28 protein-coding genes and 1 tRNA gene are annotated in these 26,595 nt (G+C 59.5%); 9 read left to right on the forward strand and 20 right to left on the reverse strand.

Annotation, left to right across the window (positions count from 1 at the left end; all coding sequences use genetic code 11):
* Positions 1–138: 138 nt before the first annotated feature.
* Positions 139–396 (forward strand): hypothetical protein, encoded by a 258-nt coding sequence (locus E5K03_RS06880; protein ID WP_138005733.1) that lies wholly within the window; start codon positions 139–141, stop codon positions 394–396.
* A gap of 222 nt (positions 397–618) precedes the next feature.
* On the opposite strand, the gene E5K03_RS06885 is transcribed toward E5K03_RS06880, so the two are convergent.
* Positions 619–1,770 (reverse strand): metal-dependent hydrolase family protein, encoded by a 1,152-nt coding sequence (locus E5K03_RS06885; RefSeq protein WP_138005736.1) that lies wholly within the window; start codon positions 1,768–1,770, stop codon positions 619–621.
* 131 nt (positions 1,771–1,901) lie between these two features.
* Between E5K03_RS06885 and E5K03_RS06890 the strand changes: the two genes are divergently transcribed.
* Positions 1,902–2,636 (forward strand): SDR family oxidoreductase, encoded by a 735-nt coding sequence (locus E5K03_RS06890; RefSeq protein WP_138005739.1) that lies wholly within the window; start codon positions 1,902–1,904, stop codon positions 2,634–2,636.
* A gap of 4 nt (positions 2,637–2,640) precedes the next feature.
* Here E5K03_RS06890 and psmA read toward each other — a convergent pair whose 3' ends face one another.
* From psmA to E5K03_RS06905, 3 genes are all read right to left on the reverse strand, one after another.
* A complete protein-coding gene (psmA, locus tag E5K03_RS06895) occupies positions 2,641–3,429 on the reverse strand; it encodes an archaeal proteasome endopeptidase complex subunit alpha (RefSeq protein ID WP_138005742.1) in 789 nt (262 codons plus the stop codon).
* A 415-nt stretch (positions 3,430–3,844) separates the two neighbouring features.
* A tRNA-Ser gene (locus E5K03_RS06900) sits at positions 3,845–3,927 on the reverse strand.
* A 62-nt stretch (positions 3,928–3,989) separates the two neighbouring features.
* Positions 3,990–4,772 carry a hypothetical protein gene (locus E5K03_RS06905; protein WP_138005745.1) on the reverse strand — a complete coding sequence of 261 codons (783 nt, stop codon included), beginning with the start codon at positions 4,770–4,772 and terminating at the stop codon, positions 3,990–3,992.
* A 66-nt stretch (positions 4,773–4,838) separates the two neighbouring features.
* On the opposite strand from E5K03_RS06905, the gene E5K03_RS06910 reads away from it, so the two are divergent.
* On the forward strand, positions 4,839–5,033 hold the full coding sequence (locus E5K03_RS06910) for a hypothetical protein (RefSeq protein WP_138005746.1): 195 nt from the start codon (positions 4,839–4,841) through the stop codon (positions 5,031–5,033).
* 48 nt (positions 5,034–5,081) lie between these two features.
* Here the strand turns inward: E5K03_RS06910 and E5K03_RS06915 are convergent, their stop codons facing one another.
* The gene (locus E5K03_RS06915; RefSeq protein ID WP_138005749.1) at positions 5,082–5,717 is read right to left on the reverse strand and encodes a uracil-DNA glycosylase; all 636 of its coding nucleotides are present in this window, start codon (positions 5,715–5,717) and stop codon (positions 5,082–5,084) included.
* Positions 5,718–5,883: 166 nt separating this feature from the next.
* On the opposite strand from E5K03_RS06915, the gene E5K03_RS17145 reads away from it, so the two are divergent.
* On the forward strand, positions 5,884–6,042 hold the full coding sequence (locus E5K03_RS17145; RefSeq protein ID WP_171006625.1) for a DUF7563 family protein: 159 nt from the start codon (positions 5,884–5,886) through the stop codon (positions 6,040–6,042).
* On the opposite strand, the gene E5K03_RS06920 is transcribed toward E5K03_RS17145, so the two are convergent.
* From E5K03_RS06920 to E5K03_RS06950, 7 genes are all read right to left on the reverse strand, one after another.
* Complete coding sequence (locus E5K03_RS06920; protein ID WP_240729969.1) at positions 6,039–6,239, reverse strand: helix-turn-helix domain-containing protein; 201 nt, start codon at positions 6,237–6,239, stop codon at positions 6,039–6,041. The genes E5K03_RS17145 and E5K03_RS06920 overlap by 4 nt on opposite strands.
* Before the next feature lie 300 nt (positions 6,240–6,539).
* The gene (locus E5K03_RS06925; RefSeq protein WP_205742971.1) at positions 6,540–7,451 is read right to left on the reverse strand and encodes a prenyltransferase; all 912 of its coding nucleotides are present in this window, start codon (positions 7,449–7,451) and stop codon (positions 6,540–6,542) included.
* A 37-nt stretch (positions 7,452–7,488) separates the two neighbouring features.
* Entirely contained in the window at positions 7,489–9,336 is a 1,848-nt protein-coding gene (locus E5K03_RS06930) for an FAD-binding protein (RefSeq protein WP_138005755.1), read from the reverse strand.
* A 49-nt stretch (positions 9,337–9,385) separates the two neighbouring features.
* A complete protein-coding gene (locus tag E5K03_RS06935; protein ID WP_138005758.1) occupies positions 9,386–10,267 on the reverse strand; it encodes a succinate dehydrogenase/fumarate reductase iron-sulfur subunit in 882 nt (293 codons plus the stop codon).
* Positions 10,268–10,269: 2 nt separating this feature from the next.
* The gene (locus tag E5K03_RS06940; protein ID WP_138005761.1) at positions 10,270–10,641 is read right to left on the reverse strand and encodes a succinate dehydrogenase; all 372 of its coding nucleotides are present in this window, start codon (positions 10,639–10,641) and stop codon (positions 10,270–10,272) included.
* Positions 10,642–10,643: 2 nt separating this feature from the next.
* Entirely contained in the window at positions 10,644–11,036 is a 393-nt protein-coding gene (sdhC, locus tag E5K03_RS06945) for a succinate dehydrogenase, cytochrome b556 subunit (protein WP_138005763.1), read from the reverse strand.
* Between the two features lie 93 nt (positions 11,037–11,129).
* Positions 11,130–12,155 carry a succinylglutamate desuccinylase/aspartoacylase family protein gene (locus tag E5K03_RS06950; RefSeq protein WP_138005764.1) on the reverse strand — a complete coding sequence of 342 codons (1,026 nt, stop codon included), beginning with the start codon at positions 12,153–12,155 and terminating at the stop codon, positions 11,130–11,132.
* 190 nt (positions 12,156–12,345) lie between these two features.
* Between E5K03_RS06950 and trxA the strand changes: the two genes are divergently transcribed.
* Positions 12,346–12,675: a thioredoxin gene (trxA, locus tag E5K03_RS06955; RefSeq protein ID WP_138005766.1), complete on the forward strand. Its 330-nt coding sequence runs from the start codon at positions 12,346–12,348 to the stop codon at positions 12,673–12,675.
* Between the two features lie 306 nt (positions 12,676–12,981).
* On the opposite strand, the gene E5K03_RS06960 is transcribed toward trxA, so the two are convergent.
* Positions 12,982–15,339 (reverse strand): ATP-dependent DNA helicase, encoded by a 2,358-nt coding sequence (locus E5K03_RS06960; protein ID WP_138005769.1) that lies wholly within the window; start codon positions 15,337–15,339, stop codon positions 12,982–12,984.
* 277 nt (positions 15,340–15,616) lie between these two features.
* The gene (locus E5K03_RS06965; RefSeq protein WP_138005771.1) at positions 15,617–16,357 is read right to left on the reverse strand and encodes a proteasome assembly chaperone family protein; all 741 of its coding nucleotides are present in this window, start codon (positions 16,355–16,357) and stop codon (positions 15,617–15,619) included.
* A 140-nt stretch (positions 16,358–16,497) separates the two neighbouring features.
* On the opposite strand from E5K03_RS06965, the gene E5K03_RS06970 reads away from it, so the two are divergent.
* Together E5K03_RS06970 and E5K03_RS06975 are read left to right on the forward strand one after the other, a co-directional pair.
* Positions 16,498–17,406 carry an RsmB/NOP family class I SAM-dependent RNA methyltransferase gene (locus tag E5K03_RS06970; RefSeq protein ID WP_138005772.1) on the forward strand — a complete coding sequence of 303 codons (909 nt, stop codon included), beginning with the start codon at positions 16,498–16,500 and terminating at the stop codon, positions 17,404–17,406.
* 66 nt (positions 17,407–17,472) lie between these two features.
* Positions 17,473–18,039, forward strand: coding sequence for a DUF7122 family protein (locus tag E5K03_RS06975; protein ID WP_138005774.1), 567 nt, complete (start codon positions 17,473–17,475; stop codon positions 18,037–18,039).
* A 6-nt stretch (positions 18,040–18,045) separates the two neighbouring features.
* On the opposite strand, the gene E5K03_RS06980 is transcribed toward E5K03_RS06975, so the two are convergent.
* Entirely contained in the window at positions 18,046–19,560 is a 1,515-nt protein-coding gene (locus E5K03_RS06980) for a DUF790 family protein (RefSeq protein WP_138005776.1), read from the reverse strand.
* A 74-nt stretch (positions 19,561–19,634) separates the two neighbouring features.
* Complete coding sequence (locus E5K03_RS06985) at positions 19,635–20,975, reverse strand: DEAD/DEAH box helicase family protein (RefSeq protein ID WP_394343969.1); 1,341 nt, start codon at positions 20,973–20,975, stop codon at positions 19,635–19,637.
* A gap of 65 nt (positions 20,976–21,040) precedes the next feature.
* Here E5K03_RS06985 and E5K03_RS06990 point away from each other — a divergent pair, with 65 nt between their 5' ends.
* Positions 21,041–21,985 (forward strand): alpha/beta hydrolase, encoded by a 945-nt coding sequence (locus tag E5K03_RS06990; protein ID WP_138005780.1) that lies wholly within the window; start codon positions 21,041–21,043, stop codon positions 21,983–21,985.
* Positions 21,986–22,021: 36 nt separating this feature from the next.
* On the opposite strand, the gene E5K03_RS06995 is transcribed toward E5K03_RS06990, so the two are convergent.
* Positions 22,022–23,164 (reverse strand): NAD(P)/FAD-dependent oxidoreductase, encoded by a 1,143-nt coding sequence (locus tag E5K03_RS06995; protein WP_138005783.1) that lies wholly within the window; start codon positions 23,162–23,164, stop codon positions 22,022–22,024.
* Between the two features lie 60 nt (positions 23,165–23,224).
* Positions 23,225–23,779: a response regulator gene (locus E5K03_RS07000; RefSeq protein ID WP_138005785.1), complete on the reverse strand. Its 555-nt coding sequence runs from the start codon at positions 23,777–23,779 to the stop codon at positions 23,225–23,227.
* A gap of 221 nt (positions 23,780–24,000) precedes the next feature.
* Between E5K03_RS07000 and E5K03_RS07005 the strand changes: the two genes are divergently transcribed.
* The gene (locus tag E5K03_RS07005) at positions 24,001–25,845 is read left to right on the forward strand and encodes an SLC13 family permease (protein ID WP_138005948.1); all 1,845 of its coding nucleotides are present in this window, start codon (positions 24,001–24,003) and stop codon (positions 25,843–25,845) included.
* An 11-nt stretch (positions 25,846–25,856) separates the two neighbouring features.
* Here the strand turns inward: E5K03_RS07005 and E5K03_RS07010 are convergent, their stop codons facing one another.
* Both E5K03_RS07010 and E5K03_RS07015 read right to left on the reverse strand, forming a co-directional pair.
* The gene (locus tag E5K03_RS07010; protein WP_138005788.1) at positions 25,857–26,102 is read right to left on the reverse strand and encodes a DUF5816 domain-containing protein; all 246 of its coding nucleotides are present in this window, start codon (positions 26,100–26,102) and stop codon (positions 25,857–25,859) included.
* Positions 26,103–26,182: 80 nt separating this feature from the next.
* Positions 26,183–26,548 carry a HesB/IscA family protein gene (locus tag E5K03_RS07015; RefSeq protein WP_137198941.1) on the reverse strand — a complete coding sequence of 122 codons (366 nt, stop codon included), beginning with the start codon at positions 26,546–26,548 and terminating at the stop codon, positions 26,183–26,185.
* Positions 26,549–26,595 lie beyond the last annotated feature (47 nt).

Genomic DNA, 26,595 nt, shown 5'->3' on the forward strand with positions numbered 1-26,595 from the left:
TCGCTATAGTTCGGTCAAGTTCTTCTACAGCCAGTACCCCTCAGTAAAATTTCACAAATAGGGTCTCCAGATTCACACTTCGCTTGGAAGTACGCCCCCACCACAAGAATTATATCTCTTATACGTATCTGACCCTCCATGTCCCTGTATACCGCTGGGGATCGGGTGAGAATCGAGATCCCCGATCCGAGCGATCCCGATTTCACCAGGCTCCACGGTGCTTCGGGAACGCTTTATCATATTTCCGATACCTCCGACACGGAAATCGACGACAGTCTCCACCGGGTAATGCTTGACACCGGTGCAGTAGTCGATGTCTTCGAAGAAGACCTCCGGCCGTGGTCAGCTGTCGACGAAACCACTTGGTACGTCGATCGGTACCTTTTGCAAAACTAACTATAGTAGCGTTTGCAATTATTTTCCCACTTCGATTCAGGAACTACCGGTTCACGTTCTCTCAGACTGTATTTCGAGGTGGCTCTTGCAAAGAGTTGCAAACGTTACTATAGCGTCGTCATCAACGCTGCCCACTCTCTCGGTGTTGTGCGTGACTGCCAGACCCAACGCGTTCCGCCTCGTGGCGGTGTGGCAGCCGCAAGCTACTGGGTAGCTCAGACGTTACACGACTCGATCGCCGGCTTTGTACACATGCGTTGGCTCTTGCCACGCAGTCACGTCTTCGTGCGGGTCCGCAGAGAGCACAACCAGATCCGCAGCGTAGCCCTCCTGGACCTTTCCGAGGCTGTCTTCTCCGAGCAACGTTGCCCCGTTGACCGTTGCGGCTTCGAGTGCATCGCTTGGAGACAGCCCCTGTTCAACCATGGACGCCATCTCAGTTGGAATGTCGGCGAAGAAATTGAACGGTGTGCCGGCGTCGGTTCCCATTGCGATTGTGACCCCGGCGTCGATCGCGTGCTCGAACGCTGATTCCATCCGCTCACCAGCATCCTCGGCCTTTTCGACCGCTGACACTGGAATTCCGGCCTCAACCCCGTTGTCGACGATGCCATGAAGCGCGCTCACCGTCGGCACCCAAAACGTCCCGCGATCGGACATCAATTCGGCCGCTTCGCGATCCATGAACGTGCCGTGCTCAACGCTCGAGATCCCCGCCTTGACGGCGTTTTTGATCCCTTCAGCGCCGTGGGCGTGCGCTGCGGTCGGGACACCAATCGGCTCGGCTGCAGCGGTCAGCGCCTCGATCTCTTCGCGAGTGAGTTCGGGTGCGCCCGTAACCGCGCCCTCGGTCAGGACCCCACCGGTGGCCATGCACTTGAGTACGTCTGCACCAGCTTTGAGCTGTTCGCGGGCGGCAGTCCGGACAGCTGTCGGTCCGTCCGCCTCCCGACCAAACCAGTGGCCGTGTCCCCCAGTCATCACAATATTCCGTCCGCAGGCATGGACTCGTGGACCAGGCAGAATTCCCGAAGCAACAGCCTCCCGTGCGGCGAGTGCGACATCGTCGGGCGCTCCGAGATCTCGGACTGTCGTCACGCCGGCTTCGATCGCGGCACCGAGATTCGCTGCCGCTCGGTAGCTCGCTTCGGCGGCACTATCATCTCGAACCGTCGCGACATTGGGCCGACCGTCCATCATCAGGTGAACGTGCGCATCGATCAATCCGGGGGCGACGACCGAGCCAGAGACATCCGTCTCAGTGTCGCCGTCGAGATCCAGTCCTACCTCAACGATCTGGTCACCCTCAATGGCGACATCAGCGCGTCTGGTCCCATCTACGTCCGCGATGTGTCCGCCACGTAGTACGTGCATGCCTACTCGATACGGGGCGATCAGCAAATAGCTGCGGATGCCGGCGGTTCGTCATGATTTGCGCGAACCGATCGCGTCCGCAACAATCAAAAGGAGTAACGCTGAGGTGGCTGGCGATCGAGCAACGCAGTATGACAGCACTAGCAGACCAGTCGGTGTTGCTCACGGGCGCAAGCTCGGGCATCGGAGAGGCGACTGCACACGCACTAGCAGCCGACGGCGCAGATCTCTCGCTGCTTGCACGCCGCAAAGAGCGGCTCACGACGCTGGCAGACGAACTCGAAGCATCACACGATATCGAGACGCTTGTCGTGCCGACAGATATGCGTGAGGAGGCAGCCGTCGCGGAGGCAGTCGATCGAACCGCCGAGACCTTTGGTGGAATCGACGTCGTCATCTCGAACGCCGGACTCGGCCGCGGCTCGTCGGTCGAAGATCTGTCGACGGAAGAGTACCAGGCGATGATGGACACGAACGTCGACGGGAGCTTCTTTTTGACGCGTGCGGTGATCGAACATCTCAGACGCAGCGAGGGCAATCTCATCTTCGTCGGCAGCTTCGCCGGCAAGTATCCTCGGCCGTTCAATCCCGTCTACGCGGCCTCAAAATGGTGGGTTCGCGGCTTCGCGATGAGTGTCGCCGGCCAGGTCGGCGAGGACGGGATTGGGGTGTCGGTTATCAATCCCACAGAGGTTCGTACGGAGTTTGGCTCCAAAGATGGGACTGCCTTTGAGGATCGATTCGAGCCCGGTGAAGTGACCGAGCCCGAGGAGGTCGCCGAGGCGATCGCCTTTGCAGCCGCTCAGGACAACTCAACAGTCAACGAACTCGATCTATACCGGCGAGATAAATTCAGCGGCTGGTAGCCGATTACTCTTCGTCCGACTCGTCGCCATTGGTTTCGTCGTCTGCGTCAGCTTCGTCTTCGTCTTCGTCTTCATCGCTGATCCCGATCGACTCAAACGCCGCCTCGATTTCATCGACGGTTAAGACGTGGTAGCCGTCATCATCTGTAATCGTCGCGACACTGATCTCTTCAGGTTGGAGCTCGTCGTTGGCGACTCTGAGCGATCGGATCGCCAGTTCGACGCCGTCATCAACGGTCGTGTCTTCGGTCCACTCCTCTTCGAGGAACGACTGGACTTCCGAACTACTACCGCCGATGACAGTCGCTTTCCACTCGTTCGGGGTTCCGGATGGATCCGCACCGAAGAGCCGCGGGGTGCCGTTGTCAATACCGGCGACGAGCAGCGCAGCACCGTACGGTCTGGTTCCGCCGCGCTGGGTGTTCTCCTGGATGTGATCGGTGACGTATTTGGTCAGCGTTTCGACCCCGACCGGCTCGCCGTAGCGGAGCCGGTTCATCTGCGACATCCGACGGGCGAAGTCGATCAACTGGCGGGCATCGGCGACATGCCCGGCGCTTGCGGTGCCAATATGATCGTCGAGTTTGTGGAGCTTCTCGATGCTTTCGGAGACCATGAGCGACGAGGCGGCCCGGCTCTGTGCGGCGAGCACGACGCCGTCTGCGGCACGGATGCCAACCGACGGTGCGCCGCGAGAGACCGCCTCGCGGGCGTATTCGACCTGGTAGATCCGGCCGTCAGGAGAAAACAGCGACGTGCCGCGATCGTACGCCTGCTGGTCGTTGCCCCTCATTGGGCACCTCCACACGCGAGACCGACTGCGTACTGGTTCATCGATTCTGGATATGATTCGCTCATTCAAAAACCCTTGTTAAGCGGTCGGATTGTCGATCGCCCGACGGCGGGCGAATTCTTGGTTACGCATCTGCGGCCGCCCGCGGTGGGATTGGGATTCGAACCGATCCGAGACGATCATCCTCACATTCGCTCGGATGCTGCGACTCGTAGGCTTCGAATCTCGCCACAATTTACCGGCTCACGAACTGGCAAGCACAAACAGTGCTCGCCGTTATGTTCGCCTCACAATCGGTGGGACTGGGATTCGAACCGATCCGAGACGATCATCCTCGCAGTCGCTCGGATGCTGCGACTCGTAGGCTTCGAATCCATCCGTGAAACCGCGCGGCGCGTCAGTGCGCCGCGCTTTACGGTGGGACTGGGATTCGAACCCAGGAGGCCGAAGGCCACCTGCTTTCAAGGCAGGCGCAATAGTCCACTCTGCCATCCCACCGCGCAAGAACACATACTCAATCGCGAGGTTAATGCGTATCGATCGACAGCGACGGAAATCACTCAGGAAGAACTCTCATCCACCGACGATCGATCGATGACAATCGATCGCTCCCCGTCGGTCTCGGCGACAACCAGGCCGTAGTCATATACGAACGACGCGGTGTAGGTGGGAACGATCCGTTCGGCCGTAAATCGCGCTCGAAGCTGTGGAATGAGCGTCTCGAGATCTGCGCCCCGCTCGACAACCGGCTGCATCGCGAGAAAGTCGGTGTCAAGTTCCGCGTCCGATGCTCGCTGGGAGAGCGTTTCGAGCGCGGGCGCGTCGTAGCCGTCGGTGAAGTCGATCGGCTCGGTGAATCCCGCGTAGTATACCCGACCGTCAAGCGACGGGCCGAGGACGACCTCGTTCGTCCGCAGGCGCATCGCCGCGGTGTCGATAACCGATCGAACCATGAGCGGCGCGGTCCCTGGAACCGCTGCGACTGATTGTGCACCTTCCTCGCGAAGCAGATGGGTGACGGTGTTCCCAACGCGTGCGGCGTACGTCGAACCCACCTGTGGCTCGAACCGAACCGAGCCAACGTCGTCGATCGTGTCCGCGACGATCGCACGCAGTTCGGCTTCGGGTGCAATATCCTGCTGGTGCGCCGCTGGAATTGACTCCTCAGGCCGATAGTTGACCAGCAGTTCCCCACCCGATCGGTGGATCGCCGAGATCGTATCTCGAAACATTGCCTCGTACAGTTCGGCTGTCTCGGCCTCTGTGAGTGGGGTGGTCTCGGCAAGCTCCGACAAGACGAGTCCCTCGCGCGGCGGCTCCGCAAGGACTGCGACAACGGTCATACCAACAGTCCGACTGGGATCCATTTGAACCCAGTGTTTTAGCCAGTTGCCGTTGAATCTCAATGTATGACCGATCGATCGACACTCGCAATCGCGTGGGTCGCCGTCCTCACTGCCGCGCTGTTCGTCGTCGCCGCAGTCGGCGGAGCGACTGAACTCGTTGGTAGCGCCGAAGCGATCGCTGTCGCCGCGATCGTGCTCGTGTTTACACTTGGGGTCCTGAGGAAGGCTCGCGGCGTGCGGTCGACGCCATACTGGTGAGTCCGCCCACGGCAGCAACAGAGCGTTGCCAGTGGACCGCTGTCTCGGCTATCGGCTCTGTCTACCCTTCGTTTGGCGGTAGTCACGGCTAAACACGTTTTCGAGAACGTGTGTGACGAACGCGTTAGTCTCTTCGTCGGTTTGCGCTGTCAGGTTGATCATCGGCAGTAGCTCGAATCCACGGCCACGGAGGGTCGTCGCATGCAGCTCCTCGATCGACAGCGAGCCCGGCCGATAGGTCGTGTAGTCGATCGCAAGCGCATCAAGCGCGCGCTGACCGATCGGAACGATGAGCTGGGGGTTAATCATCCGAATCTCGCTGTTCAAAAACGGCTCACAGGTGTCGATCTCCGTGTCAGTTGGTTCGCGATCAGGGTGGCGACACCGCGTGAGATACGTCAAAAAGGCGTTTTGGATGTCTGGCTCTGCGGCATCGGGCTCTGATCTGACGAAGCCCAGGTCCCTGAGAATCTCTTGGAGCCGCCGCCCTGCCTGGTCACCAGTGAACGGTACGCCCGTCTGCTCGGCACCTTCGGAGGGGCTCACACCCACAAAGAGAAACTCCGCGCCCACGTCACCGTAGCCGTGGACGATCCGCTCGCGGGCCGCACACAGCTTCGAACAGTTCGTGCAGTTCTCGTCCATGCTGAAGGGGTTCGAGAACGTCCGCTGATTTGCGTCCACACGATCGCTACTGGGGGAAGCGTCAAAACGTCGTCGGCTTTCTGTTCGATTGACTCGGTGTATTATGCGGAGGCGAAGCCTGTCTCATGATGATTGATACCAATCAGCGTGTCTGGATCGGTAGCTGGCCACAAAACTTATACAATCGTTTATGATTGACTCAACTATGCCGGAATGTCAGAACTGCGGCGCATTCGTCACCCAGGCATACGCCCGCGTGTTCACACCTGATGGCATGGACCGCCCCCGGGTCTGCCCTCACTGCGAGGATCTCGTTCGTGACGGCGCGGGGGTCAGAAAAGCGCGATCGACGCGTAATAACTAGCTCGCATCATTCGAGAGGACGTAGGAATCTGCGTCCTTCGAAACGACACCCCGCTTTTGCAGGGTCTTCAGAATGCTGTACAGAGAGATCTTTTTCATATCGAGCTGTTCGTGAAGCTCTGTGATCGTCGCCTTTTCAGTCGTCGACAAATACAGACAGACGAGCTTTGCCCGAGGTGACTGCAGGCCAGTAGGCATTGTGGGCTTCGATTTGACTTCCGGAATCATCTTCTTAGTACATTGCAATACTTCGACGATAATAAAACTGCTCTACGACGATCGACGAAATTCTGTTCGGTTGCCCCAACCGCTCAGGCGAGTAGTTTCGGCTAACTTGGTCGTTTATGTACAGACCTGAGCCGGGCGATCGGCGCTGTTTTGACATCATATTTCGACCGCTGACGAATATACTGATATTCCGTGATAGTCACAAAAAAATTGATTCTAAGAATATAAGAACTACCATCGCGGTTGAGTGTGCGGCCAACGGCGTCGCAGTCAACCAAACAGTACGACGCTAGACGACAACAGGAACGTCGTGACAAATACGAGCATTGCCGCAACCGTCGGTACGGGCGATCGCTGGCGAGTATAGCTCGTGTATCCCCAGAAAAATACCGGCAGCGACAAAAGTATGCCAATGGTTACAGCCGCCTCAATCGCTCCAGACAGCCATCCCAGCGCGGTCGAACCAAGGATGCCGATCAGCCCAATGGCGTACGCGGACCGGAGCCACGACTTTGACCATCGCGTCGCCAGCGTTCGTTTGCCGACAACTGCGTCTGCTTTGCGGTCCGGCCACGTCGTTGCTAGGAGATTACAGAAGACAGCAAATCCAAACGGGAGAAACGTTGCAACAATCGCCAGCGTGACCTGTCCCTCAGTTGCGACGGCAGCGCCGTACACCGGCAACATGATTCCACCAAGAAGCGCGTTGTCTAACTCACCAAACCCGTGCCACGCGAGCGGGTATGGCCCGACTGAATACGCCCACCCAAGTACACCCATTGCGACAAGTAGTCCGCCGCTTGCAAGCGCGAGCACCCCTGTCAAAACGGCGATCGAAGCCACCAACACTCCTGTCAGGCCAGTAGCGACGGCAGCCCCTCGAGCTGTCTGCGGGGACACACCGAGTTCGGGGATCGCACCACTGCCACCAGAAAACGGAGTCCGCTGAGTCAGCCGATCGGTTCTGGCATCAGCGTACTCGTTCGCGTAGTGGACGCCCAAGGCGACCGGTGCAAAGATCACGAACCCGATCGCAAGTCGTTTGATCGAAACAGCACCGCCGTGAGCAACCGCCGTGAAGACTCCCATTGCGTACACTGCGATCATCAATAGCAACTGATCGGGACGGGCCATCAGCCCCAGCGCGTACAACCGCGTTTTCGCTAGGCGATGACAGGCCATTAATCCAGTCGCACAGAAACAAAAACGTGTCTTTGGCTCAGTAGCTTCGGGTCTTCGGTTCGTAGGTTTTGTCCTCGCCCTCAAGCATCACCGGACGGTACCAAAGTTCCGGAGTGCCGTCGTTCCACGAGAGCATCGTGTGTTTGAGCCACTCGTCGTCTTTTCGCTCCGGCGCCTCTGCGCGCCAGTGCGCGCCACGGAATTCCTCGCGCGCGAGCGCACCGATCGTGATCGCCTCTGCGAGATCCAGCAGGTTCCGCGTTTCGATCGTCTGCAAAAGGTCGGTGTTGAACGTGCGTGAGGGGTCCGAAACTGCGACGTCCTTGTAGCGATCGCGCGCCTCGCGGATGTCGCGAAGCGCTTGCTTGAGGCCTTCTTCCTCCCGGAAGACGTTGACGTAGCGGGTCATTGACTGTTGGAGGTCCGAGCGAACCTCTGAGTGGTGAATCCCCTCGCTGCTCAGTAGCTCGTCAATGTTCCTGCGCTCGGCTTCAACGGCGCGTTCGACGATCGACGTCTCATCGACGCTGCCGCCCTCAGCGACGGTCCCACCGTCAGCGACAGCATCGGCATCACCGAACGAGCCGGGCTCACCAAGAGCCACCGGGCTATCGATTTCGGCTGTTTCGTACTCACCGCGCTGGCCGGTTTCGATCTTCGCCGGCTCCATCTCCGCGCCCGCTGCGTGTTTCCCTGCGCGCTTGCCGAAGACAATGAGTTCTGGCAGCGCGTTCCCGCCGAGACGGTTTGCGCCGTGGACAGATGCACACGCACACTCACCAGCCGCGTACAGGCCGTTGACACACGTCTCGCCATTCTCGTTGGTCTCGATCCCACCCATCGCGTAGTGCTGGCCGGGCTTGACGGGCATCGGTTCTTTGAGACCATCGACGCCCTCGAAATCCTCTGCGAGATGAAGAATGTTTTCGAGGCGATCGAGGATCCGTTCTTCGCCGAGGTGACGCATGTCGAGGTGGACGTATTCGTCGTCGATACCTCTTCCTTCGTTGACTTCTGTCAACTCGGCGCGAGAGACGACGTCTCGAGACGCGAGTTCGCCGTCGTTGTTCGCGTAGCCGTGTTCGAACATGAAGCGCTCGCCCTCGGCGTTGTACAGGATACCACCCTCTCCACGGACACCTTCGGAGATCAACACGCCAGTCGACGGCAGTGAAGTTGGGTGGAACTGAATGAACTCCATGTCCTCTAGTGGGACGCCCGCGCGGTAGGCCATCGCCTGGCCATCGCCGGTGCACGACACCGCATTTGTCGTGTGATCAAAGGCCTGTCCTGGACCCCCAGTCGCGAGGATAACGCCATTTCGAGCGCGGAATCCAGAAATTTCGCCTGTCTGGACATCGTAGGCGACGACGCCGTGACAGGTCCGATCCTCGGGGCGCTCCTCGTCGGTCACCGCGAGGTTCAGCACGTGCCACTCGTCGTACACCTGCACACCGCTTTTGACCAACTGTTCATACATCGTGTGCAACAGTTGGTGGCCAGTTTCAGCGCCAGCGTAGGTCGTTCGGGGGAACGAGAGCCCGCCGAACGGTCGCTGGGAAACCCGGCCGTCCTCCTCGCGGGAGAACGCCATCCCCCAGTGTTCGAGCTGGATAACCTCGTTTGGGCTGTTCTTACAGAGGGTCTCGATCGCCGGCGCGTCGCCGAGATAATCTGAGCCCTTCATTGTGTCGTAGGCGTGGTCCTCCCATGAGTCGCCCTCTCGAAGGGCGGCGTTGATGCCACCTTCTGCCGCACCGGTGTGGCTTCGAACCGGGTGGACTTTCGAGACGATCGCCACGTCTGCGCCCTCGTTCTTTGCCGCGATCGCCGCCCGGAGACCCGCGCCGCCGGCGCCGACCACGATCACGTCGTGTTCGTACATAATTGTGGTATATGTTCCCTTAGTGTTGTATGCTCTTGAGCCTTGATCCTCACCAGAACTTCAGGTTGCTTTTGACCGCTTCGCGTTTGAGTTCCTGAATGTGTTCGGTCAGTGGAATGTCCTTCGGACACACCTCCGTACAGGAGAACTGCGTCTGACAGCGCCAGACACCGTGTTCCTGTTCGATGATCTTGAGTCGTTCTTGTTTTCTGGCCTCGCCTTCGCGCTCGTCCATCGCAAAGCGGTACGCTTTGTTGATCGCCGCCGGGCCGAGATACTGGTTATCGCCCGCCGCGATATTACACGATGACATACAGGCGCCACACCAGATACAGCGTGTTGACATCTTGATTTTCTCGCGGTTCGCCCGACTCTGGCGCTGTTCTTCAAGTTCACCGTCTGGAAGCTCATCGGGGTCGAAATATGGCTCAACAGCGTGCATCTGCTCGTAGAAGTGATCCATGTCGACCACGAGGTCTTTGACCACATCCTGATGCGGAAGCGGTTCGATTCGGACTGGTTCATCGAGCTCTGAAAGCTGTGTCTTACAACCGAGCCGCTGGGATCCGTTGATAAAGAAGGCGTCCGAGCCACAGATCGCCTGTCGACAAGAGTGTCGGAAGGTGAGCGATGGATCGTAGTGATCCCGCGCGTACATCAACGAATCCAATACCGTCATCCCTTTTTCAAATGGAACGTGGAACTCGTCGAACCGCGGCTCCTGTTTTGCTTCGACCTCCGGATCGTACCGGAAGACTTTGATCCGAACGGTGTCCTCGTTTGCCTTCGCGCGCTCTTCGGCCTCGCGCTGTTTCTCCTGTTGCCCGGCGCGATCGGCTTTTGCGGTGTCGCGGCGCTGTTTCCCCGGCGAGGACGCTGCCTCGTCGGTCGTCGATTCAACCTCTTCTCTTTTTGGAACTTGCGTGCTCATGATTACAGAATCGAGATGCCGGCCCACGCGTTCGCGGTTCGAACGCCCTGGACGATCAAGATCGCGCTGGCGACCACAAGCGTCCACTTAACGATGGTCTGTTTGGTACCGGTCAATCCTTGATTAATCAACGCGTTGTAAACGCCGTTGACGCCGTGGAACGTCGCTGTGATCAAAAACAGGATCATGAGCGAGTAGTATGTCCACGACTCCATGCGGGCGCTCGACAGCGCGAACGTCACCTCGTCAGCGTGGTAGACGAAATGCAGCAAGAAGAAGTGAAACGACAACACGACCGCAAGAAATGCCGCCGTAATTCGCTGCCAGAGCCACCGACGACCGCCAGGTCTGAACGAAGAGTAGCGCTCAGCCATAGTCAGAACGCCCCCGCGATAAACGTTGGAACCGATGCGACCGTGATCGCTCCGGTCAAGATTAGCGACGCGTAGAAGCTTTTGTCCTGTGATTCCAGCCCGATACCGAGATCGATCATTAGCAGTCGGAGCCCGTTGAGAATGTGAAACACCGCAACAGCGAGCAATCCGACCTCAAGGATTCGGACTACGAGCAGCCCTTCGAGCGTCTGGATCGTCCCCGTATACGCTGCTGCGCCCGATAGCGCCGTTGACAGCACGGCAATGTGGGTGAATAGGTAGCCGACAAGCACCCAGCCGGTGAACTTGTGGAACACCCAGGCCCACATTCCTGCGGAGAACTCCCGCCAGCGGCCGAAGTCCTCAATGAGGCCTCGATTGTACGACTGACTCATATCGTATGTGGTTCGGTACCGGGGTGGTATAGAAGTTACGTAGTCGGCCGTCCACGCGTCAGCACCCAGCCGGTCAGCTGAAGCGATCGATCCTCACGTCTCGTTGCCGTTTGGCGGAGTTTGGCGGCTCTCGACGACGCGCCGGGTTTTTTCGCTGAGTTCGACGAGATGACACAGCGGGTTTCCCGGGTAGACCACCGGATTTTCCAACAACCCAACCAACAGCCCGGTAAATGGGGCCTCGACGGTCACGTTGTCGTCTTTGAACGGATTTGTGATAGTGCATATCCGATCGCCATCGTGGACCAGCGAGCCCCGACCGTAGTGCATATCAACGATTCCGCCAACGTCTGCCCGAATCCACGTCTTTTCGCGATCGTCCGTAATGATCGTCCGCCAACCGGGCCATCGAACAGTCGATTGTTCGATCATGTTGTACTCCGCGAAGACACTTTCGGCGCCAGCGAGTGCGTCGTCGATAAGGCCGCGCTGGAAGCGGTGGGCTTCACCCATTTCGATCGTAATCGTCGGGATTCCCGCACGTGTTGCCTCACCGCGGAGCGTTCCGTCCGGACCCTCCCCGTCTAGCACGACGTTCGAGCCGTACGCAAGCGCGAGCCGATGAACCGACTTATTAGCCATATTGCCACGGACGTGAAGCATATTCGTCCGTCCTCGCGTGGAGGTGTGAAAGTCGAGCCCGAAGTCACAGGGCTCGATGAAGTTGGAAAAGATCCGATGCGCCATTCGTTTTGCGCTTGTCGATCCCTCGCGACCGGGAAACGATCTATTCAGGTCGCGATCGTAAATCGGCAGGTATCGCTGTTGGGCCAAAAATCCGGGCACATTCAACACGGGCAGACAGACGAGCGTGCCGGCAAGCCCCGAGAGATCCCACTCGTGGGCGATCTCGCGGACTACCTCGATACCGTTGAGTTCGTCGCCGTGGGTAGCCGCCGTGAGAAATGCCGTCGGCCCCGGCTTCTCGCCGTTGATGATTGTGACCGGAATTCGGACGGGATCGCCGAGATACGTCTCGCTGATCCCATAGCGGATGTTCTGGGTTTCGCCCGGAGAGACCTTGCCGCCGTTGTAGGTGAAGGCCTCGGAGTCGCTCATACTCCGACCAGTCGCTATTCACAGATATAAACCCCGGCACATTGATCGGTCTGTCCATATTCGTGACTGTTCCCGGTAGTATGACTTGCTTTACTTGAGATGTTGTGACGGTCAGGATTCTGGTAACGCGCTGTGCATAAGGTGGACACAGCCGTCAAAGGATTATATACTCGTGTGTGTAAGTGGGTGTATGAGCACAGCAACTGTCTCGGAGCCGATCCACGTCGAAGATGAAGCCCAGTTTGAAGAGTTGATCAACGAGCACGAGATCGTCCTCGTCGATTACCATGCGGAGTGGTGTGGCCCGTGTAAGATGCTCGAGCCGACGATCGAGGAGATTGCCGCCGACTCAGATGCAACCGTCCTCAAGGTCGATATCGACGAACTCCGTGGGCTTGCAGAAACACAGGGTATCCGGAGTGTGCCGACGCTCGAATTCTACGCAAATGGCGAACTGAAAGACAGCGTTGTCGGTGTCCAGGATAAAGACGACTTGCTGTCGGCGATCGACTCACTGTAATCGAACACTGGCGCTGTTCGGATGCGGACGCTGTTACAGACGATCGGTGAGAGAGCGATTCACACGAGCCGTGCAAAGACGACTTTGTGTCCGGTCTCGTTCCGGTGCCTATCGGCAGCGGTAGTTGCACTGTCTTCGCTTCGCTCTAGGGATTCAAACGTGCATTGTCGACAGACGACGTGATATTCGGTGGGCGTCATTGTCTCGGCATTTAACAGTTATTTGTATAGTTATGATCCGCATATCGGACGGTACTCACAGTATACTTCGGCAGAACTGGATCGCTACTGGCGTGATCTGAACGTCTCAGTGTCTATCAGAGTCTTCCGCAGGTTGTTGATCCCAAAACCGATCGAGCCCGAGAGAGAGCATATCGGCGCTCACAGGTTGGAAGGCATCTTGTTCGTGCGCTGGTAGGTACGATCGGACACTGTTCCACGACTGGCGGGCGTACCGCGCGTCAACCAATACCCGAACGCCGCGATCGTCACGTCCTCGAATCACCCGACCGATCGCCTGTCTCGCCTTGCGGACCGCTGGAACGACGAGGGAGGTCTCAAAGCCGTTGCCGAATCGCCGATCGTAGGCGGTCTGGACCGCCTTGGTCCGGGGGCTCGCGGTGTTGACAATCGGGACGCCACAGACAACGGCCGCGGCCAGCCGATCGCCACTGTAGTCGACGCCTTCTGTCAGCGTCCCTCGAAGACTCGTGACGAGGACCTTCCCATCCCCGGCAAAAAACGATCGTTTTAACCGATCGGTCTCAGCGTCGTCGCTCGATTCGTCCAGAAGCACGGGCTTGTCAACACGCGCTTCGAGGACGTCTGCCATCCATTTGGCTTCTCGATAGCTCGGCATCCCCACGAGCACATTCCCGGGCGATTGCGCGACAGCCACGGCCGCGTCGGCGTGTGCCTGTCGTGTTGGCGTGTCTTCCCCAGGATCGCCGCGGTTTGCGTACGTGTACTTCGGGGCGTCGACGGCGAAGCTCTCGCGGTTCGATTCGGGGAAGCCAAGGCCGTACGTCCGTCGTTCGATCGGTCGATCGGCCTCTCTGAGGTGTTCAAGCCCCGAGACCTGTTCGAACACGTCAAGCGGCGCGAGCGTTGCGCTCATGAGGATGCCGCCGCCGAACGCTGACAGCCGCTCGCCGATCGCATCGCCCGGGACACAGTTGTACAACACCAACCGGGCGTTGTACGCCCGCTGCCAGGATTCGGGCGGCTCACTCCGATCCCAGGTCCGTTCGAGTTGGATCTCCCGAAAGTACGACTCGTGATCTGCACGGTACCACGCGCCGAGGGTCCGTCCGACGCTCGGAGCGGATCGATCGACATCGTCATCTTCCAGTTCGTCGAGGATCCGTCCAACGACCGTTCCAACGATCTCTGCGCGCGACCACACCGCATCAGTATAGCCCTGTGCGTTAGCCCATTCGGTTATTTCGTCTGGCTCTGGGACCGTTGGATCGCGAAGGGGAATTTCTGTGTCTGGGAGGGCTTCGAGATCGGCTTTCCAGCCGCGGTGTTCTGCATCCAGATAGGCGTTTACCCGCCGATCGAACTCTGATCGGAGGTCACGGACGAAGGATCGATATCGCTTGAGTTCGTCGATCGAGACGTCGCTTTCGGCCAGTTCGCTCCGGATTAACTCGACATCTGTTCCGTCGAGCTGATTGCCCTCGAACGACAGCGGCTGGATCACGCGAGTCAGTTCGTTCTCGGCGGTCCGGAGGCTGCGATCGGCAATTGCGTCGCTCACGAGGTCTCTCACCCGCGGTTCGAGCATGTGTGCTTCGTCGCAGATGAGGAATGTCTCTTCGTCGATGAGCGAGCCAGTGAACGACGACGCTGTCAGTGGATCAAAGATGTGATAGTAATTTCCGATTACTACCTCGACGTGCGGCAAGATTGCACCCATGATCGAGTGTGGACACATGCCGTAGCTGGCGGCCAGTCCGACGAGTTCCTCGGTGCCGATGTGTCCGCGATCAGTGAGATCAAACGGGACAGCCTGAATCGGCTCGCCATCCTCAGGCAGTTCGTCCAGATACGTCGCGTAGAACGGACAGTACTCTGTTGCACCCGTCTCGTCACCGTGCGCTGGAGTCGACGGCAGAAACGGTGTCTTTTCGCCCGCGGTTTCGAGGACGGCAGGACCCGCAGTGCCAGTATCGGCCAGTCCAGTTTGTGCACGGCGGGCAGTCTCCGCCAGCGCGCCTGTTGTGGTGGGCCCGTCTTCACCGGTTAGATTTCGCGTTCGCTCGCGGAGTCCCTCACAGCGATCGTACACGTTCGATCTGTCGATTCCACCTGCGCTCTCGCGGCTGTACGGACAGACGTCGGCCTTTCCGACGAGTGTCAGTCCCGATATCAGGCTGTGCGGATCGGGGAGCGTCTCGTTGATCTGACGGAGGTCTGTCTCGAACTGCCGGAGCTGTTGTTTGACGCTCGTGGCGACGACAACCCGCTCGTAGGGCGAGTCTGGATCGCGAACCCGATCGATCCCGGCAGTCAGCGCCAACATCGTTTTGCCGGTTCCACACGCGCCCTCGATGACAGTGTATCCACCCGATTCGGCTGTTTCGATCGCGGTCACGATCCCATCAGCCTGCTCTCTATACGGCTCTGGATGGCCGAATAGCTCTTGCCACTGCGTTACCATCGGCGCTGTCCCTTCCTGTGGCTTGGCATGGTCCGTTTGGATCTGTTGTTCGTCCGCACTGGTGTCCCCATTTCGTTCTTGTTGGTACTCGGTTCGTCACCGCGGAAAAATCCTCACATCGAGTTCGGTCTCGGCTGTTTGTCATAGGGATTATCGTAGCCATCCGGAGACTTCGATCCCCCTCTTTTGACCCCGTGTCTCGATCTCTCAGCAGAAAATTATGACTTTCTATGATAATCCCTATCAGTACAAGTTGGATCGGCATCGACCGACCAGATCACTGGTACATCCGCAGCGGCTGCACTCGGGTACTCTCTTCGTCGGCTTGTTGCATCTGCTGGGCGAGTTGCTCGCGGGCCTCACGAATTTCTTCGGCGCGATCGACCAGATGGTCGGTCGGAACGGAAATATCAGCGAGCGGTTCGATGCCCTGTTTGAGTAGGCGGCTTGCGGCCTCCGGGTCGGGGAACCGTGGATCCGATTCGACGACAAGTCCGATCGCCGGCTGATCATGTTCAAGCGCATGCGCCAACAGTGCACCCGTTGGTCCCGAAACCAGTCCACGCTCGCCCGGAGCGGGAATATCGAGCGACTCCAGACGATCGATACCACGGTTAACGCCAACTCCGTGGACACGTGCGGGTTCAGATCCCTTTTCACGTGGAATCCCGGAGAGGTACACCGGTAAGATAGATTCCTCAGCGAACCATCCCGAAACGCAGTCTGCGAACGTGATCGCCGCCTGCGGAGAGACTGGAATATCACTTTGTAGCGCGACTAGATCGCGCTCGGAGTCAACGTACAGTCTAACCGGCGTCACAAGCCGATTGTTGTCCTCGTGATACGTAACTGCCTTCGGGATACCCTCACAGTGGACGTTTGCGTAATGGTCCATCTCGAAGGTCGAGATCAGGTGATCGGCCGTAATCTTCCCAACGAGACCAACACCAGGAAGGCCCTCGATGAGCGTTGGTTCAGTGAGCGATACATCATTATTAACCACCTCAATTTCTGCCATGTCCGGACGGTTCGCAGGGCACGAAGGTAAAACGAGGTGTCGAATGGTTCGAGCGTGAGAAAGTCACATACAGGAGTGGATGTCCCCCGGAGACGAAGTCGACCCGAAACGGCCAAGCGATCGGGACAAAAATGGCACGTATGAATCCGTTAGAGCGGTACGCCCCGCTCGTTGACGACCCCGAGGCCTTTCGTGCAGCGTGTCAACGGCCGCTGCCGTCGGTTGTTCGTGTCAACACGATCAAGGCGACGGCCGATCGGGTGGCTGCGGCTTTTGATACCGAGGGCGTTGGGTACGAGCCGATCGAGTGGCACGACGGGCTGTTTGCGCTTGCCGAGCGCGGGCCGGGGACGACGTGGCCGTACTTTCACGGCTGGGTCCACGGCCAAGAGGAGGTGTCGGCGCTCCCAGCGGTGGTGCTCGATCCGGATCCGGGCGACCGCGTGTGGGATGCGTGTGCGGCCCCGGGAAGTAAGACCACGCAACTGTCGGCGCAGATGGGCGACCAGGGACTGGTCGTCGGGAACGACAGCAATCTCGGTCGGCTCTCGGCGCTGCGACACAACGCCGAGCGGCTGGGCGTGACCAACCTCGCGGTGACAAATCAGGACGCGCGAAACTTCTCGCTGAAGCCGTTCGACTTCGAGGCGTTCGACGCCGCGCTCGTCGACGTGCCCTGTTCGTGTGAGGGGACCTGTCGAAAGAACCCAACTGCACTGGAGGAGTGGACGATCGACCACGTCCGATCGGTCACCGGCGTCCAGAAGTCGATTCTCTCGCGGGCGATTCAGGCGACGAAGCCTGGCGGCACAGTGGTCTACTCGACGTGTACGTTCGCCCCAGAGGAGAACGAAGCCGTGGTCGATCACGCCCTCCAGACCGAGGACTGTCGGATCGTACCGTTCGATCTGCCGATCGACACCGTACCCGGTGTGACCGAGTGGGACGGAGCGACGTTCGATTCGGCCGTGACAGAGACTCACCGGATCTACCCCCACCTCAACGATACCGGCGGCTTCTACTGTGCAAAGCTGGAGGTGACCGCATGAGAACCGATCGTGCGAGACTGGAGGTGACAGCATGAGAACCGATCGATCGAATCAGGAGGTAGCCACATGACCGACGAGCGTCGCGTCCCCGAGGACGATCGCCTCGCGGACAACGTCGGCCAGCGGTTCGATCGACTGCCGGCAACTCCTGCGGACCGAACTGTCTCTGGGCGAGCCTCCCGCGAAGAGGTGATCGAGTGGTGGGTCGAGCAGTACGGCGTCGACCCGGCGATTTTCGAGGGGTATTCGTTCTGGGAAAAGGGCGCAGGGAAGGTGTGGATCTGCGCTGAAAAAGAGACTTCTCAGGCGCTTCCGAGTCCGATCGAAATCGAAGCCCTCGGAATGACGTTCATGCGGACCCGCCAGCGCCACTGGAAACCGACCACGGCAGCGGTTCAACGGTTCGGCCACCACGCGAAAAAGAACGTGCTCGTTCTCGAAGGCGCAGAAGCCGCTGCGTTCGCCCGCGGCGAAGACATCCCGTACGAATCGTGGGACGGCGACTGGGGATACCTCGTGGTTGCCCACGAACTCGCCGGCGACGTCGAACCGATCGGCGTCGGCCTCTACCTGTACGACGAGCTCCGATCGACGGTGCCAAAGGGGAGACAGGAGTCCCTGGCCGACCTCTGAGCGAGGTTAGGACTCCGATCGCCGCTCGATCGTCCCGCCAGACAACCCATCCCACGCCACGCGGTAGCCGAGCCGCGAGAGGACCGCGCTCACGTCGGTAGCCCCAGTCGCTTCGACAATTGATTCGACCTCCTCGTACGCCATGCCTGTCTCGATTCGCTCGTCGATCGACGTGAGGGCACTGGGCCGAATGAGCATCTGGCCAATCTGCTCGTGCTCGGGGAACGATCGTGACGCGATCGCCTCGGTTGCGACCCCGTACTCCGCAGCCAATGATTCGAGCGAAATCACATCGACCTCAGGTGTGATTTCGGCCGGAAGCGAATCGACAGTGGCGTCGAGCAATTCGTCCTCGTACGCCGAGAGCACGTCGACGACGTCCTTGACGCGAACAGTTCCGCTGTAAGGAATTGCCCGGTGATCGAGTCCCTCGATCTCCTCGCTCACGCCAAGGCTCTCGTCCACGGCGACGAGCAGTTCGACATCCTCAACGTCTGCGAGTTGGTTGAGCTTTTTTTCGACGTACTCCGGCGTCCAAAAACCCATGACCTCGAAATACACACGAAAGCCGGTGTGGATGTACTCGAAGGCAAAATCAGGGATCATCACACTCGTCCCGGTTTCGAGTGGCTCGGGCTCTCTGTGCAGTTCCCAGTCGAGACCCAGAGCCTGAAATCGCGCTGCGAAATCAGCCTCCACACCGCTGTCGTACGTCGGCTTGGCGATCGGCTCGGTTCCCGGCACCGATACGTCTGTCGCGGACAGGCGCATCGTTCGCTCGCGGCCGCGGTCGTCGATCGTCGCGACAAGTTCCCACTCGACCGCAGAGCCGGCGATCGATCTGAGCAGCCGCGCAAAGGCGGTGCCGTAGCGCCGTGTGCGCCTGAAGATCGCGTCTGGCCCGGTGATGACGACGATACGACCCGAATCGGTCCGTTCGATCTCGTACATGAGCCGCAGGCGACCCATCGCAGATACCAGCGCCTTCGGGTCGTCCGTCCGAACGCGGACCTCGGTCGCGTCAAAAAGCGCGGTCTGTGCGAGCGAGAGGTTGTACTGGGAGCACAGTGTCTTCGGCGTCCACCGTGGCTCGAAGTTTGTCAGGAGCTGGTTGCAATCCCGATCGGCGTACAGCGCCTCCTCAACTGTCTCGGGCGGAACCGCGAGCCGATCGGCTGCGGCGTCGATCGCCTGTGTTCGCTCCGCGTCAGACGTGACGCCGCCGATCGATTCGGCCGTCTCGAAGGTGGTCCGTCGGACCCGCTCGGGCGGAATCGGCGCGGCAGTTTCGAACGTCGCGTCGCGCTCGCAAAGCGCCGCGAATCCGCGAACGAGTTTGAAGTCGTCTGCATCTTGTTCAAGCGCGGAAAGCGCCTCATCAAGCGCTGATCGCGGCGAGCCAACATGCTCGTCGAACGTCTGGAGGACCCGATCGGCGAGGTGGTGTCTCGACTCGTTGACAAACTCTGGGCGGTACCCACCGCCCGATCGAGACACCCTGAGCAGCGCCTTCGGTAACACGCGAACTGGTACACAGGGACGGAAAATAAGAGTTGAGATGCGCAGTTGCACCATTTGCGAGCTGAATGGTACGCTCAGCGTCGTCGCCCAGCAACCCGCTCTTCGGCGGTCTCAGCGCTGACCACCTCGTACAGAATCGCCCGTCCACCGTCGGATTTCGGCCGGAGGATCCGTCCGAGCCGCTGGGTGAACTCCCGTTCGCTGCCACTACCAGAGAGAATGACGCCCACATTCGCATCCGGGACGTCGACACCCTCATCGAGCACGTTCGCCGCAATTACGCGGCTGTAGGTTCCCTCGCGGAAGCGCGAGAGGATTTCCGATCGCTCTGCGGCCGACGTCTCAGCGGTGATCGCTGGCAGGAGGAATCGCGATGAGAGCCGGTAGACGAGGTCAGTATGCGCGGTGAAGACGATGATGCGATCGTCTCGATGGCGATCGAGAATTCGCCCGAGCTGGACGGCCTTCTCCTCGGCGTTCATCATGATCTCGCGGGCTCGTTGTTTGGCGAGCATTGCCTCACGAGCGCGAGGGTCGTTCCCCGATCGCTTGACGAGTTCCATGTAGTCGCTACCGCTGGTAAACTGGATGTTTGCCTGGCGGACGTACTCAACAAACGTTCCCTGGGCGTCTTCGTACGCCGCGCGCTCCTCGGGGCTAAGTTCGACTTCAATCCGGCGGATATCGTATGCAGCAAGATGCTCGCCAGCGAGCGAATCGACGTCCACATCGTACACTTTCGGACCTACCAGCTCGCGGATTACCTCGTGGGCACCGTCGGGCCGTTCGAACGTTGCAGTGAGACCGAGGCGGTTCGGCGCCGCGGCGAGACGAGCGATGTCTCGGTAGCCCTCCGCGCCGAGATGGTGGACCTCATCAAAGACGAGTAGTCCGAACTCGCCACCGATCTCGTCTGCGCGGAGGTACACGCTATCGTACGTCGCAACAGTCAGGTCGCCGAGCCGTTGTTCGCCCCCACCCAGCCGCCCGATCGACACAACCTCGCCGAACTCAGACTGCAACTCGCGTTCCCACTGTTCGACGAGCGCGATCGTTGGTACGACCACGAGCGTGGGCGTTCCGAGCGCCGCGATCGCTGCGATCGCGATCACCGTTTTGCCGCTGCCAGTCGGCAACTCGAGGACGCCGCGGTTCGATCGCGCCTCCCACGCGTCGAGTGCCGCACGCTGGTACTCCCGGAGCGCGTACGTCGTCGACAACGAGAGCGATCGCGCTGGTGCGACCCGATCGTCGATTCCAACGTCGAGTTCGCCGAGAATCGTCCGGATCGCTGCATAGCGGTACGCCGGTGCTCGCAGCGTCTCCGTCCGAGGGTCGAGCTCCGCACCGGGTAGCGACGGGAGCCGATCGGGGTCGGCTGCCTCGACAACGACGGCTCCGTCGGCGAACCGGATGGTAGCGGTCACATCGACGCGTGCGGGCGCACTGGATATATGTGCTCCGGGATCGACGCGGAGGTATGGAGCGATCGCTCGATCCGGAACTCGCAGAGATCATCTCGACGACTGAAGCGGCAGGGATTCCACCGTGGCATGCCCTGAGCGTCGATGCGGCACGAGGGCTCGAAGGGAGGGTGTTCGCACCCGAGGTGGAGCCGACAGAGCACCTCAGATCAGTCCGTGATCTGGCGTTCGAGGGCCCCGACGGCGAGGTGCCTGTCCGGATCTATCGACCAGAGCGGGAGGATCCAGCCCCAACCATCGTCTACTTTCACGGCGGGGGCTGGACGCTCGGCACGTTGGATTCGATCGACACCGTCTGTCGCCGACTCGCTTCGGCCGCCGATAGCGTCGTCATCTCCGTTGACTACCGGCTCGCACCCGAACATCCGTTTCCGGCGCCGCTCAACGACGCGGTCGCGGCGATCGAGTGGGCCGATCGACACGCCAGCACTGTCGGCGGCGATCCCGATCGGCTTGCAGTAGCAGGGACGAGCGCCGGCGGAAACCTCGCGGCAGCAACCTGTTTGCACGCCCGTGAATTCGATGGACCCACGATCGACGCGCAAGTGCTATTATATCCGATCACCGGCAGGGTTCGCTCGACGCGCTCCTACGAGCGAAACGCTGACGGCCCGCTGTTGACCCGCGCGGATATGACGTGGTTCTTCGAACAGTACTGCCGGGATCCGGTCGACAGCTACAACCCGTTTGTCTCACCACTGGACGCATCGGACCTCTCAAAGCTGCCGCCAGCAGTTGTCGTCACGGCTGGCTTCGATCCACTCAGAGACGACGGGAAACAGTATGCCGATCGGCTCGATGCGGCAGCCGTCCCGGTTACCTACCTCGACTACCCAACAATGGTGCACGGCTTTCTTAGCCTCGCCCAGAACGTCGAGACCGCCGCGGACGCGTTCGACGAGGTGGTCCAGGCGTTCGATTCGGCGATCGAAATCGAATAGTGAATAGCCACGGTGAGTCGATCGCTGTTGATCAGATCAGGCGCGGATCTCTTCTTCGACCAGTTCCGCAGCCTGCTTTATTGCCCGAACAGAGCTGAGATAGCCCGCGCCGACGGACGCTTTCATCGCTTTGGCCGGCGCACCGGTGAGCACCGTCGGACCGACCTGCGCGACGGCACCGGTCCCGACTGAGACGATCCATCCTGGTACCGAGAAGCGATACGGCTCCATTCGAGGTTCGAAGCCACCCGCTCCCTCGAGATCGTGCTCCACGAGCGCGGTAATGTTTTCAGCGACTGTCCCGGCCTCACGGATCGCCGCCGAAGCGCTTGCGGGTACCGGTTCACCGTCTGTGTCGACCGCCTTGGCTGCGTCGCCGAGGACAAACGTCGATCGATCGAGCCGGAGGTCATTCCGGACGATCGGGCGCTCGCCCGACAGCGCGTCTGGGCCGCCAATGCCGCCGGTCCAAACGAACAGGTCATACGGAAGATCGCCGCCGTCAGTTTCGATAACATTTGGGCCGGCCCGCTCGACAGCGGTCTCGGTTCGTACATCGATTCCGCACTCGATCAGTTCGTCGTGAACCGCCGTCTGGAAGTTCGCCGGGAAACTCGGTGCGACCGAGTCTTGCATTTCGAGCATGACAATATTGATGCGATCGCTGGCACCTTCCTCATCCACCAGCGCGGCAAGTTCGCCAGCAACCTGGATTCCCGAAAGCCCGGCACCGCCAACGACGATCGTCCCCGCAGTTCCGCGCTCAATGAGGTCGAGCGCCTCGCCGCGGATTCGATCGGCCTCTTCGAGGCTCTTCAGGCCGATCGAGTGCTCCTCGACGCCTTCGAGGCCGTAGTACGCGGTTTCTGAGCCGAGACAGATCGCCGCATAATCGTACTCTATCGTTGAACCGTCGGCAAACGAAACGACTCGGTCCGTGGTGTCGACATCAGACACCGTTCCGAGTCTGACCGCTGCACGGTCGAAGAGATCTTCGAGTGGAACCTGGATCGCCTCGGCGATCGATGGCCGTCTGATCGCGCGGTGGACCTCGTGTTGAACAAGATGATTCGGTGACTGATCGATGACGGTGAGTTGGACAGACTCCGGCAGCGATCGCTCAAGCTGCCTGGTCAGGGTAACGCCGGCATATCCCGCCCCTAAAACGATGACATCCATACGTAACGATAGGCAGTCGAGCATCTTGAGGGCACGGGAAACGCGGCGGAATAGCGAGAATCAGCTTACGCTTGGCAGATCTTTGAAGGCTGCCTCAGCGCCGATTTTATCGAGTTGTTCGTCCATTTCGGCTCTGACAGCGTTGAGATCATCGAGGAGTGTTTGATACTCCTCGCCATGATCGTTGTCTGCCATCTCCAGGGCCGCTTTCTTTGAGGCGAGGCGAAAGTACGTTTGGCCGCGGCTGTCGTAGGCAATTCGCTCTAAGAGCGCCTCGACAAGGCCCGTGAGCTCGTGTTGATCGACCGGTTTCACTTTGTAATCGTCGAACGGCATATCGATGATGTCGACATCGGGTTCGACAGCCGTGAGCATCGCTACTTTAATCGAGCAATCTCGTTCGCGGATCTTCGCGAGCAGTTCGTCACCCGAAATCCCCGGCATACGCCGATCGAGCAGCGCAACGTCGAGGTCTTCGTCAACGCGTTCTAAGGCTTCAGAGGCGCTCGTCGCGGTTCGAACAGTGTACGACGACGAAAGGAACGCGGTATAGAGATTCGCTAAGTCGGGCTCGTCGTCGACGACGAGTACCGTCGGATCTGACGGTCGGGTCATATCTGTGAGCGAATACACAATCGTCGTATCGATAGCTGTGCCATATGTCAATACACTTCGATTCATGAAATAAAAAGACCGCGGCCGCGTTATCAAATCTGGGATTTTGAAACCCCGTTTTTTCCAGCCTCGAATTTTAGTGTGAATAATTATATTAATCGGCGGGTACTGCAACCACCGTGGCCGTGTACCGATCTGTATTGGTGCAATCGACTACAGGACTGTCGCCAATAACGCCTGAGATCGCCATCGTGTTCGCGATCGCGGCGATCACGTTGGTGTTGTTTGTGCTCGAACCGCTACCGATCGACGTGACTGCGATTGGGCTGCTCGTCGTATTGATGCTTCTCGAACCGGTTACCGGCGTCGATACGGCTGCTGGGCTCTCAGGATTTTCGAGTGTTGCGACGATCACCGTGCTTGCGATGTTCATTTTGAGCGAAGGAATCAGACAATCAGGAATGATAAACTACCTCGGACAGTGGATCGTCCGCTCATTCGGTGACAGCCCGTTTGGACAGCTCGCGGCCGTCCTGGGCCTTTCAGGCGGGACCGCAGGATTCATCAACAATACGCCAGTCGTTGCGGTGATGATTCCGATGATCATCGAGGTGGCCGATCGGACCGGTGTCTCCCCGTCGCGACTGTTGATGCCGGCGTCTTTCGCCGCGATGCTCGGCGGCATGTTGACTGTCATTGGTACGTCGACGAATATCCTCGCGTCGGATCTGACCGCCCGCATCGGGGCGGACCTCGGCATCGAGTCCCTATCGGCATTTTCGATGTTCGAGTTTACCGGACTGGGAATTATTGTGCTTCTGACAGGTGTAGTTTACCTGCTTATCGCCTCGCCGTACCTCGTTCCAGAGCGCATCAAGGTCGACGAAACACTCACCGACGAGTTCGAGATGACAGAGTACCTCACTGAGGTCGTCGTTACCGAAGCGTCGCCGTTCGTTGGTCAGACGATCGATCAGGCGTTTTCGACGCTGGATATGGACGCAGACATCGTCCAACTGGTCCGAAACAGACGCGCGTTCAGTGAACCCCTCGCCCCAAAGGAGATCCACGCGGAGGACATCCTCGTCCTTCGGACAGATCGCGACAGCCTCATGCGGCTCATCGAAGCCGAGGGCCTCAAACTCGCACCTGACGCGGACGTAACCGACAAACAGCTGGCCGTCGAAGACGAACGGATCGACGAAACACCGAGCCAGCGGCTCGTCGAGATCGTGATCTCCCCCGAATCGACGATCGTCGGATCGACACTCGAATCAATCCGGTTTCGGCAGCGCTACGACGCAACCGTGCTCGCGATCCGACGCGGCGGCGCGATCATCCACGCGCGAATGGACGAACGGGTGCTTCGCGGGGGCGACACGCTGTTAGTGCAAGCGACCGAGTCGACGGTCAAGCGCTTTGTGGCCGATCGGGGCTTCATCGTCGCACAGGATCTCACACCCCCGGAGTACCGCTACGATCGCATCCCGATCGCACTCGGGATTGTCGCGTTAGTCGTCGCATTGCCTGCAATGGAGGTGCTACCGATCGTCGTCTCCGCGCTGGCTGGAATCGTCGCCATGGTTGCGACCGGCTGTGTCAAGACCAACGAGATGTACGAATCCGTCGATTGGAGTGTGATTTTCTTGCTCGCAGGATTGATTCCTCTTGGGGTTGCGCTCGAGCGGAGTGGAGGCGCAGAGTGGCTCGCAACCGCGATTGTCTCGCTCTCATCTGGGCTCGCGCCGATCGTCGTCTTGGGGCTGTTTTACCTCGTGACCGCGCTTTTGACCAACGTGTTGAGCAACAACGCGAGCGTCGTCGTGATGATCCCGGTGGCCGTTGAAGCGGCGCTACAGCTCAGCGCAAACCCATTCGCGTTCGTGATGGCGGTGACGTTCGCCGCGTCGACGCCGTTTTTGACGCCGATCGGCTACCAGACGAATCTGATGGTCTACGGACCCGGCGGCTACACCTTCTCGGACTACGCTCGTCTCGGTGCGCCGCTACAGCTGTTGTTGACTGTCGTGACGACACTCGGGATCGCGTTCTTTTGGGGAGTGTGAAGGCACCCGCCTCACTCGTGGGCAGCGTCCCACTCTTCGGGTTTCCGGATATTCCCGCAGGTGTTACACTCGATGCGGCCCATCGTGTCCATCGCGTTGTCGAAGCTCTCACAGTTCGAACAAAAGTATCCCCAGGGATCGTCACCAGATTCAGACACATACACGGCGTAAAATAGTCCATCAGCACCGCGTTCGGCGTCCGATCGATCGATGAATACCGACTCTCCGGTTTCGGTGGTCGCAGCTTCTCGAGTCATGTCTGGAGTGAACGGACGGGACCGATTTATACGTTCGTGCGGATACGTCGGCTGATTTTTTATGCGGTGGCGTGCGCGTCTCAGGTGCGGAAGCTCTCACCACAGCCGCATTCGGCTTCCACGTTCGGATTTTCGACAGTAAAGCCCGCCGCCTGTAGTCCATCTTCGAACTCAAGCGTACTGCCGCCAATGTAGTTCAAACTCGCCGGGTCGACAAAGATCCGGAGCCCGTGGTGCTCGGTTACGGTGTCGTTTTCTTCTGGTTCGTTGTCAAAGCGCATCCCGTAGGACAGCCCAGCACAGCCACCTTGCTGAACGAATAGCCGCAATCCTCCGACATCCGTGTCCATTCCCTCTGTGTCCATAAGCGCCAGCGCCTTCTCAGCAGCCGCGGGCGTTACTTCGACGCGGGACCGCGCCGATCCGTCGATCGATTCGGTACTCATACCCCACGATAGCGATCGAACGGTGTTAACTGTGACGCCGTCGACGG

Origin of the sequence: Halalkalirubrum salinum, from assembly GCF_005543295.1 — an archaeon.
In the GTDB taxonomy this organism is placed as follows: Archaea; Halobacteriota; Halobacteria; order Halobacteriales; family Haloferacaceae; genus Halalkalirubrum; species Halalkalirubrum salinum.